The following is a 9,086-nucleotide window of genomic DNA, read 5'->3' on the forward strand; positions in this document are numbered from 1 at the left end:
GACATATCTCCCATGGGAGCTGTCCGCAAGGTTCCTGCTTCGTCCACAGGCGCCGGCGCAAGGCCTGAACTCCTATCTCTGCAGGCGTGAGTTCCCGCCGAACTGGCGGTACTGGCACTTAACCCGCCAGTGCCAAGAGGTTCCGCGCAGCGTTAACATCCCGGTCGTGGCGCGTGCCACAATCCGGGCAGCCCCACTCCCGGATGTCAAGCGGCAGCTTCTCCAGCACATGCCCGCAGGCTGAACAGGTCTTGCTGCTGCGATAGTACCGATTTGCCACTAACAACCGGCTCCCATACCAGCCGCACTTGTACTCCAGCATGCGCCGGAACTCACCCCAACCGGAGTCAGCAACATGCCGAGCTAATGACCGATTCTTCAACATTCCGCTCACATTTAGGTCTTCCACCACGATCACCGGCGCGGTTCAGTGGTTTCGGGGCTTCGATCTTGCATACCTCGCCGCCGCTGACAATGGCCGCAAAGTGGCTCAAACCCACGTCGATCCCAGCTGCGTGGCCTTCCACCGGCGCCGGGTCCGGCATCTCCATCTCCACTGTCAAGCTGACATACCAACGGTCTGCTTCCCGGCTCGCGGTGGCCGACAGAACCCGGCCCTGAACACGTGACGCTTCCTTGAGGAGGACCGCCCCGAGTCGCGGCAACTGCACAGCCCGGTCCAGAACGTGAATTGCTCCCGTCAGCCGGAATCTATCGTCTTGCCCTTTCTTCTTAAACCGTGGGAAGCCAACATTACGGCCTTCCTTACGGCCACGGAAGAAGTTGCAAAATGCCCAGTCCAGGTCCCTCAGCGCCTCCTGCGGAGCACATTTGGATACCTCATACATCCACGGGAATTCGGTTTTCTTCAGCCGGTTCAGCTCCCGATGCTGCTCGATGGCGTTTGTGCTCTTCCCTGTCTGTTGGTAGAGTTCAATCCGCCGGGCCAGACCCCAGTTGTAAGCGAACCGTGCGGTCCCAGCATGCTTCGCCAGCAGTATTCGCTGTTGGACATTTGGGTCCAACTCATAACGATAGGCGCGGTTAATCAACATGCTTCACGGCCTCCAGCGCCTTCCTGGCCTTATTTCTGGCCGACCGGCACCCATACAGACGGACACAAAACGAAGTAAGTACCTCGATCATGTCCTGCACCAGGCCGTCATTTACCTCGCCGGGGTCTACAACCACAAGCCGCCTGCCTTGCGCCGCTAGAGCTGCCTGAAGATACTCAAAGCCAAACCGCATCAACCTGTCCCGATGTTCTACAACAATGGTTGTTATGCGTTGATCGGCCAACAACTTCATGAGTTTGGACCGGTGGCCCTCTGACTCATGACATGTCATGCCATCATCATACTGCATGCTTGCCACTTTCCGCCATCGCCCGTGTGGGTGATTCTCCGGGCGCGCTCAGCGAAGCTCCGTCACCCGCACCTGGTAGCTGCGGCGTCCGATTCGCAGCTTGAACGCTCGTTCCACAGCGTCAGAGAGTGGAACGTCTGCCAGTGGTCTCTGTGCCTCCTCCAGAGACACCTTCTTGAACCTCACCCGATCTCCGGGTCTGGCCTGAGCGATCAGGTCTCGATCCGACCGGATGACGCAGGCGATCTTGGGATAGCCTCCTGTGGTCTGCCGATCAGCGAGCATGACAATGGGTTGCCCATCTCCAGGCACTTGTACTGCACCTGCGGGGATACCATCGGAGATGATATCAGCTCCCGAAAGGTGTGTGATGGCTGGACCAGCCAGCCGAACGCCCATACGGTCGGCGTGGGGAGTCACAGTGTACTCGCTAGAGAGAAACGTGGCAATGCCTTCCGCCTTGAAGAGGTCGTCTTGCGGGCCCATGACCACTCGCAGGATCAACGGACTTCGCCCGCCCGCTCGCGCTCGCATCGCCCGACTGACTCTCTCATCGTCAGGCCCCAAGTCTTCACCAGCCTGCCCCGGCTCACCTGCGTGGATCAAGTCTCCAACCCGGAGAGGCCTGCCGTCAATTCCGCCCATACTCCCTCGCACGTAGGTGGATGCGCTTCCGAGAATGAGAGGAACGTCCACGCCCCCGCGTATTGCGAGGTAAACGCGGACTCCGGTGGCAGGTGCGCCTATTTCGAGAGTGTCCTCCGGCTCCACAGCGAATCGTTGCCACATTGGGCGTGCCTCCCCGTTCACGAGGATGGGGGTGGGCGCCCCGGTGCATGCCAGGGTGGCCCGGGAAAGCACGCGCGCTGAGAGCCCTCCCATTGTGAGCTCGAGTCCGGGAGCACCTTCTTCGTTTCCAACAAGAGCGTTTGCGAGTCGGAGACTCTCCCGGTCCAGGGCACCAGAAGGGGGTACACCGTACCGCATGTACCCAACTCTCCCCAGGTCTTGAACTGTGGTCTGGGGCCCCGGACGGATGATCTCAAGAACCGCTGCCAACTGCGGTCGCCCCCTCCATCCCGACAGTCTCCCGAACAGGCGAATACCTGCCGGCCTCAACCTGCTCGAGGATGTCCAGGTACTCCTCGGGCCCCACAGGAACAAACCTGACATAGTCTCCCGCCGCAAGAAGGCATGGGGGATCGGTGGTTGGATCGGCAAGCTTAAGAGGTGTGCGGCCGATGAGCCGCCACCCTCCGGGGCTGTCCACAGAGTAAATGCCAGTCTGTTGGCCTGCAATACCCACGGAGCCCGCCGGGATGCGCGTTCTGGGAGACGCCAATCGTGGTGTGGCGAGCCTTGGCGACATTCCGCCCAGGTACGGGAAGCCTATGGTGAACCCTATCATGTATACCAGATAGGCCGGGCTCGAGTGCAATGCGATGACTTCCTCGGGAGAGAGCCCGGTATGGGACGATACATCCCCGAGATCCGGCCCGTACTCGCCACCGTAACACACAGGGATCCGCAAAACGGTCTGAGCGGGGAACTCAGACTTCCCTGCCGCTGCTTCAATCGCCTGCAGATCACGCAACACCGTGCCTGCCTGGGCCTTCTCGGGGTCGTACACGACCAGCAATGATCTGTAGGACGGCACAACCTCCACAAGCCAGGCGGGCGCGACCCTCTGGAGTGCGAGCATAGACCGGCGCACCGCCGTTGCAACCTCGGGAGATATCTCATTTCCGTGCTCGATCGATATGCCCTCATCCCCCGCGGGCACATACCGCGGGTACTCCCGCATCATCTCAGGGGCACCTCCTGCCCATCCCGGGGCTAGCATCGCTTCCCGGAAGCCTGTCTCCCCACCCCGTCCGGGGAGTGCGGATCAGGGCCACACTCACGGGTCCCGATGCCTTGGATGAACTCGCCGATGTGAGCATCTCGGATGTCACACACAAACATGTGCCCTGGTGCGTGGGTCACCATGATCTCCGGCTTGGCCGCCAGGGCAACTGCCTGCGGCGTGACACCACACGCCCAGAACACCGGGACCTCCCCTTCCCCGATCGGGACCGCGTCACCGAAGTCGGGGCGGCCGATGTCCAGTATCCCCAGAGCCTCAGGTGCCCCGACATGGACCGGGGCTCCGTGCACCGCGGGGACGGCAGCAGTGATCTCTACCGCCCTGGCCACCAGCGGGGCAGGGATGGGTCTCATGCTCACTACCATAGGCCCGCGGAAAGGCCCTGCCGGCCTGCATTGGATGTTCGTAATATACATGGGAACGTTGCACCCGCATTCGACATGGCGAACAGGTATCCCCTCTTCGATCAGCCTGCCTTCGAAAGAGAAACTGCACCCTATCAGAAAGCCCACGAAGTCGTCGCGCCACAGTGTCATCATGTCGGTGAGCTCACCATCGAGGGTGCCTCGCCTGTACACCCTGTACCTCGGGATGTCCGTTCGGATATCGGCGCCCTCTGCAACCAGCCTCGGCACGGGGTCCCCTCGCTCGAGTACCTCAAGCAGAGGGCATGGCTTAGGGTTCCGGGTCGCGAAGACGAGGAAATCGAATGCAAGGTCAGCTGGGAGCACTACCAGGTTGGCCTGGGTGTACCCGAGGCATACTCCGGACGTCGGACGCCTCCACCTGCCCGCCCTCACCTCTTTGCGAAATGCAGCCGGGGATGCCCCAGCCCAATCCACAATCATGCTCACTCGCCTCCACCCCCGACAACCACACTGAGTGGCCGAACCTCGACCCCAGCCTCGGAAAGCCCGCGTCGAACTGCCATTGCCAGTTCGGCTGCCTGACGGGTATCGCCGTGGAGACATATGGTCCGCGCCACGACGGGGATCTTCCCGCCGTCCGCCGTCTCGACTACATGATCCCTCGCGATGGACACCGCCCTCTTGACTACCTGCGCCTGGTCAGAGATGACTGCGCCCTGGCGCGAACGAGGCACGAGTGTCCCGTCTGGCTTGTACGCGCGGTCCGCGAAAGCCTCCCCAGCTACCGGTATGCCCGCACGCATCCCCGCCGCACAAAGCTCCGAGCCTGCGAGCCCCACCAGGATGAGGCCCATATCCAGCGACCGGACAGCGCTCGCAATGGCATCTGCGACCGGTCTGTCGGTGGCAGCGCGGTTGTAGAGCGCCCCGTGTGGCTTCACGTGCGTAAGCCGCACGCCTTGTCGTCTCGCGAAAGCCCACAGTGCACCGATCTGGTAGACAAGGTCGTCATGGACTTCGTCCGGAGACAAAGACATGTCTCGTCTCCCGAAGCCCACGAGATCCGGGTACCCAGGGTGTGCTCCCACTTCGACGCCGAGCCTTGCGGCAAGCCCGACGGTGATCCGCATCACCCGTGGATCTCCAGCGTGGAACCCGCACGCCACGTTGGCGCTGGTTACGGCCTTCAGGACTAAGCCGTCATCACCAAGACGATAACTGCCGAAACCCTCCCCAACATCACTGTTGAGGTCGATTGCCATGTCTCCCACCCCTTTTCTGTCAGGGACATTCTGCTGACGCCCCCTCCATTCCTGCACCACAGGAAGGAAAGGCGCACAGGACGTGGAATAGTCTTCTTCACAATTGTTGAGGCGAATACCTGCGGCCCGAGTGCGGCCGCGGATGAGAGGATGGTGAAAGATCCCTGGGCAGGGATCGGAGCGATGTTTGTGAGAGACAGAATGACCACACGCCCCCTAACGGTTCCCCCCGAGACCTCCGTCATGGACGCGCTCGAGCTCATGAGGCGTAATAAGGTGCGGAGGCTCCCGGTCATGGCTGGAGACAGTCTCGTCGGCATCGTTACTGAGCTGGACCTGCTCCACGTCTCGCCTTCCCCGGCTACTTCGCTCTCTGTGTTTGAAATCAACTACCTGGTCTCGAAGATGAGAGTGAAGGACGCCATGACCACCGATGTCATCACGGTCTCCCCTGACGACACTGTCGAGAAGGCCGCCATGACCATGAGGGAGAACAAGATTGGTGGACTCCCCGTAATGGAAGGCAAGAAGCTCGTCGGAATCATAACTGAGACCAACATCTTCGATGCCTTCCTCGAGATGCTCGGAGTCACCAAGGTGGGCGTCCGCATCACTGTGGATGTTCCCGACAGGAAGGGTGTCCTCGCAGATCTCACTGACGCGATTCGGGACGCGGATGCCAACATCATCAGCCTGGCCACGTTTGGCCTGGCCCCTGGACGCGCCAGGATCGTGCTGAGGCTCGAGCCCCAGAACGCCGACGCTGCCGCGGACGCGATATCCGCCAGAGGTTTCGAGCTCGTGCACAAGACCAAATCCTACGTCCAGTTCTAGCCAACTGCCGCGCTCCGCGCCGGAAGCGGCGATGTCCGCTCCTCCGGGCAAAATGGATGCTGGTGCGGCATCAAGCGTTGTGGGGCGGTGAGCCTTCCGTCTCCCGCCCCACGCCTCATCTCAGCCCGCTTCCAGCACTTGCGCCTTCACGCCGCCGCCAGGCCTCCGGACCTCACGATCCCACCTGTGTACTTTCGCACCCGGAACCGGTCCTCGACCACGAGCCAATTCTGGTTGAAGCTGTAGAAGAGGTTCCAGTACCCGGTGCCTCTCAGGTTGAACTCCTCTGTCATAGCATGCTTGGCCTGCACTGACCTGACGTCCTCAAACCACACCTCATGACGTCTGCCTGCCGCATCTGTGTACCGGAACCAAGGCGCCTGGGCGATGGGATCGTAGTTGATGTCCGCACCGAAACGGGCGGCAAGCGCCACAGCGTTCGGCGGAGTCACTGTGGTCGCCAGGGTTCCCGGAGGGGCAGGAACCAGCCAGTCATAACCGTACAGCGGCATTCCCTGCAGGATCTTGCCTGGTGGAATCTGCACGACCGCGTACTCGAGGACGCGTCTCACCAGGTTCGCAGGGGCAATCGCCTCCGGAGGCCCTCCAGACCAGCCCCATTCATATGTCATCAGCAATGTGAAGTCGAGATGAGGGGCAAGCGCTCGATAGTCGAAGGCGCCTACCCAAGGCTGGTTTGGCAGGTCTGCTGACTTCGGGGCCATGGCGTTTGTCATGAGGAATCCTGCTCCTCGAACTGCGGCCGAGAGATCTGCAATGAACGAGGTATAAAGCTGGCGATCCTCCGGGTACATGTTCTCGAAATCCACGTTCACCCCGGCGAAGTTCTCGACTGCCAGCAAGCTCAGTATGCTCGCAATCGTAGCTGACCTGGCCGCCCCCGTCATCGCGCCTCTCGCGACCGCCGGGTTGAAGTTGACCCCATCAAAGTTGGAGACGACGGCTAGCGGAGATATGTCGAGACTCCGGGACACCGTGACGGCAGGCCTGAACCCTGTGACAGGCCTCAGCCCTCCCGAAGCTTCCACAGGGAAGCTGAAAATCCCAGTGTACGTGATGTACCGGCCCGTTTCCTCCAGAATGCGCCTGATGCTCGCCTCCGTGAGTGGGAAGATGTACCCTAGCGTCTCTATCAGAGGCTTCGGCCTCGCAAGGACGTCCCGGATGGGGATGATGAGGATCTGGCCGACGAAAATGAGATTCGGATCTGCAATCCTGTTGACGCGGGCGAGCATCTCGACGGTGGTGCCGAACCGAGCAGCGATGCGCGAGAGAGTGTCGCCCGCCACCACCGTATAGGTCTGAAAGGTCCACCTGAGTATAGCCAGGACCTGACCAACATAGATCAGGTTCGGATCAGCGATGTTGTTCGCAGCCACGATCTCAGCCACCGTCACATCGAACAAGGCTGCGATTCCCCAAAGCGTGTCGCCGCGCACTACCGTGTACCGGAGTACGGGGGACTCGATCTGCGGCTCCGGGATTGCCAAGGCCTGCCCAACCACCAGAACGTTCGGGTCCGGGATGTCGTTGAGCTGTGCTATGGACTCGATCGTGACTCCGAAACGCCTCGCGATCACGAACAGTGTATCCCCTGGTCGCACAACATAGATAGTCACGTGGATCACTCCCGCCCGATGGCTTTCGGTCGCCATATCATACGGCCGCCATGCGGAATGGGAAATGAACCGTCAGGCCCTTCGGGTCGGGTACGCCTCATGCAGAAGCTCGTCAGGGGTGGTCCCATCGACAGGGTATGCGACCACCCACCACTGGACCTCGGGTGCCTGCATCCTGGCGCCTCCGGCCTCGAGAACTCGTCCTGACACCAGGCGGGCCACGCGGTTCGCAGCTATCTGGGCGCGCGATGCGTCCACCCCCGGCAGCAGCAGAGCGAACTCATCGCCCCCAAACCTCGCAGCGACATCACTGCCGCGTGTGCCCTCCTTCACAGCCCGGGCTACCGACTCAATGACCGCATCGCCCATAGCGTGACCGAACACTGCGTTGATCTCCTGCATCCCCTCGATGTCGAAGAAGACGACTGCAAAAGGCTCACCACTTCGGTGGGATCTCGCGACCTCCTCAGAAATGCGCTTGACAAGGTGTTTACGGTTGTAAAGCCCTGTGGTAGTGTCAATCTCCAAGTACGTGCCGAGCCTCTCCCGAGTGAGGAATCCGTCCACAATGACGCCGGCGCAATCAGCTATCGAAGCATGAACCTCCAGGTCTTCTGGAGTGTAGGCGTTTGGCGTCGAATCGCATGCAACCAGAACGCCCAATGTACGACCTCGTGCCGCAACAGGAGAGCAGAGCTCAGACCGAGCCTCCGAACAGCAGGTCTCGAAGGGCTCAGCCTCGGAGTCGCGCACTAGAAGGCTCCGGCCGTGCCTCACGGCCGCCGCACACGTGAAACCGGGCGGCGCAGAGCCAAGCTTCACGTCTTTGGCGATGTTCAGTCTCCCTGCTGCGGCCCGGAAGCTCAGTATATCAGTCTCCTCGATGAGCCCGAACGCGCAGGTCTCGTAGTCCATGCCCTCGCGAACCGCCGTCACCAGGGCTGAGAGGAGGGTTTTCATGTCCTCAACAGCGGCCACAGCCTGCACGGAAGACGCCACGGCCACGAATGCTCTGGCGCGAGCGGCGTCCCTGTCGCTCACACAGATCACCTCGCGTCAATGCCGAACTACAGGTATCGGACGTCGTAGTAGGTCTTTCCTTCGAGTGCCGGCACCGGCTGGTACTCCTTGACGAAGAGGTTATATCCCAACGGCATTATGGAGGCTCGCTTCAGCCATGCCAGTTCAGGTTCCTGTCCGTCCATGACCACGACTACGTAGTCTATGCCACGCTCGAGCGCCATGTTATTGACCTGAGCCATGAGCCCCCGGACTTCATTCTCGCACCCCGTCTTCGTCATCACGTCATACACCGTCCATACCCGGAGAACCTCACCCTTCTTGGGGACCTTGGGCATGGGCACAACATGCCTGGCAACACCCACCACAGCACCAAGGACTCTGTATGCGACCGGCAAAGAGTCGACCATCCTGTCGAAGTGGTGAGAGTTGTCCCATACTTTCATCGAGGACGAGCCGCAACTGAGCTTGGCTACGAGGCATTCGTCGGTCAGCCCCTGGAAGTGCGAGAAGCCATCCATGATCGGCCACAGGTCGTACTCGTGATAGTGGGCCATCGTCTCCTGGTATTCCGCCTTCACATCTATCCGGCGCTGGATCGTGACCGGCTTCCGGACCCCTCGCTTCCTGAACACCGGGAACCCGAGGAAGTACTTGTCTCCTTTCTTCACTGCTCCCATCCGAGAGACGATGCCGGCAGAGCGGAGGTTGTCCACCTTTACGAAACCGT

General features: G+C 60.9%; 10 protein-coding genes and 1 pseudogene. 1 reads left to right on the forward strand and 10 read right to left on the reverse strand.

Annotated features, from left to right (window positions below; translation table 11 throughout):
- Positions 1 to 118: 118 nt before the first annotated feature.
- The 7 genes and pseudogenes from NUW23_04060 to NUW23_04090 form a co-directional block, all read right to left on the reverse strand.
- The gene (locus tag NUW23_04060; GenBank protein MCR4425351.1) at positions 119 to 385 is read right to left on the reverse strand and encodes a transposase; all 267 of its coding nucleotides are present in this window, start codon (positions 383 to 385) and stop codon (positions 119 to 121) included.
- Positions 348 to 1,055 carry a transposase gene (locus NUW23_04065; protein MCR4425352.1) on the reverse strand — a complete coding sequence of 236 codons (708 nt, stop codon included), beginning with the start codon at positions 1,053 to 1,055 and terminating at the stop codon, positions 348 to 350. Before NUW23_04065 ends, NUW23_04060 begins: the two co-directional genes overlap by 38 nt.
- Positions 1,045 to 1,326: pseudogene (locus NUW23_04070) on the reverse strand (recombinase family protein). The gene NUW23_04065 and the pseudogene NUW23_04070 overlap by 11 nt, the downstream one beginning before the upstream one ends.
- Before the next feature lie 87 nt (positions 1,327 to 1,413).
- Complete coding sequence (locus tag NUW23_04075) at positions 1,414 to 2,424, reverse strand: biotin-dependent carboxyltransferase family protein (GenBank protein ID MCR4425353.1); 1,011 nt, start codon at positions 2,422 to 2,424, stop codon at positions 1,414 to 1,416.
- On the reverse strand, positions 2,408 to 3,169 hold the full coding sequence (gene pxpB, locus NUW23_04080) for a 5-oxoprolinase subunit PxpB (protein ID MCR4425354.1): 762 nt from the start codon (positions 3,167 to 3,169) through the stop codon (positions 2,408 to 2,410). The genes NUW23_04075 and pxpB overlap by 17 nt, the downstream gene beginning before the upstream one ends.
- 32 nt (positions 3,170 to 3,201) lie before the next feature.
- The gene (locus NUW23_04085) at positions 3,202 to 4,080 is read right to left on the reverse strand and encodes a putative hydro-lyase (protein ID MCR4425355.1); all 879 of its coding nucleotides are present in this window, start codon (positions 4,078 to 4,080) and stop codon (positions 3,202 to 3,204) included.
- A gap of 2 nt (positions 4,081 to 4,082) precedes the next feature.
- Positions 4,083 to 4,862 (reverse strand): 5-oxoprolinase subunit PxpA, encoded by a 780-nt coding sequence (locus tag NUW23_04090; GenBank protein MCR4425356.1) that lies wholly within the window; start codon positions 4,860 to 4,862, stop codon positions 4,083 to 4,085.
- Positions 4,863 to 5,012: 150 nt separating this feature from the next.
- On the opposite strand from NUW23_04090, the gene NUW23_04095 reads away from it, so the two are divergent.
- A complete protein-coding gene (locus NUW23_04095) occupies positions 5,013 to 5,696 on the forward strand; it encodes a CBS and ACT domain-containing protein (GenBank protein ID MCR4425357.1) in 684 nt (227 codons plus the stop codon).
- 146 nt (positions 5,697 to 5,842) lie between these two features.
- Here NUW23_04095 and NUW23_04100 read toward each other — a convergent pair whose 3' ends face one another.
- The 3 genes from NUW23_04100 to NUW23_04110 all read right to left on the reverse strand — a co-directional run.
- Positions 5,843 to 7,336, reverse strand: a complete 1,494-nt coding sequence (locus NUW23_04100) for a LysM peptidoglycan-binding domain-containing protein (protein ID MCR4425358.1) — start codon at positions 7,334 to 7,336, stop codon at positions 5,843 to 5,845.
- A gap of 72 nt (positions 7,337 to 7,408) precedes the next feature.
- Positions 7,409 to 8,377 carry a sensor domain-containing diguanylate cyclase gene (locus tag NUW23_04105; GenBank protein ID MCR4425359.1) on the reverse strand — a complete coding sequence of 323 codons (969 nt, stop codon included), beginning with the start codon at positions 8,375 to 8,377 and terminating at the stop codon, positions 7,409 to 7,411.
- Positions 8,378 to 8,403: 26 nt separating this feature from the next.
- Positions 8,404 to 9,086, reverse strand: a 683-nt coding sequence (locus NUW23_04110; GenBank protein MCR4425360.1) for a hypothetical protein, incomplete at its 5' end; no start/stop codon positions are given.

The sequence above is a fragment of the Bacillota bacterium genome (assembly GCA_024655925.1).
Lineage (GTDB): Bacteria > Bacillota > DTU025 > DTU025 > JANLFS01 > JANLFS01.

Excerpts from the sequence above, each read along its gene's own strand:
- NUW23_04060 (MCR4425351.1), bottom strand. The coding sequence starts at position 385 with ATGTTGAAGAATCGGTCATTAGCTCGGCATGTTGCTGACTCCGGTTGG.
- NUW23_04065 (MCR4425352.1), bottom strand. The coding sequence starts at position 1,055 with ATGTTGATTAACCGCGCCTATCGTTATGAGTTGGACCCAAATGTCCAA.
- pxpB (MCR4425354.1), bottom strand. The coding sequence starts at position 3,169 with ATGCGGGAGTACCCGCGGTATGTGCCCGCGGGGGATGAGGGCATATCG.
- NUW23_04085 (MCR4425355.1), bottom strand. The coding sequence starts at position 4,080 with ATGATTGTGGATTGGGCTGGGGCATCCCCGGCTGCATTTCGCAAAGAG.
- NUW23_04090 (MCR4425356.1), bottom strand. The coding sequence starts at position 4,862 with ATGGCAATCGACCTCAACAGTGATGTTGGGGAGGGTTTCGGCAGTTAT.
- NUW23_04095 (MCR4425357.1), top strand. The coding sequence starts at position 5,013 with ATGGTGAAAGATCCCTGGGCAGGGATCGGAGCGATGTTTGTGAGAGAC.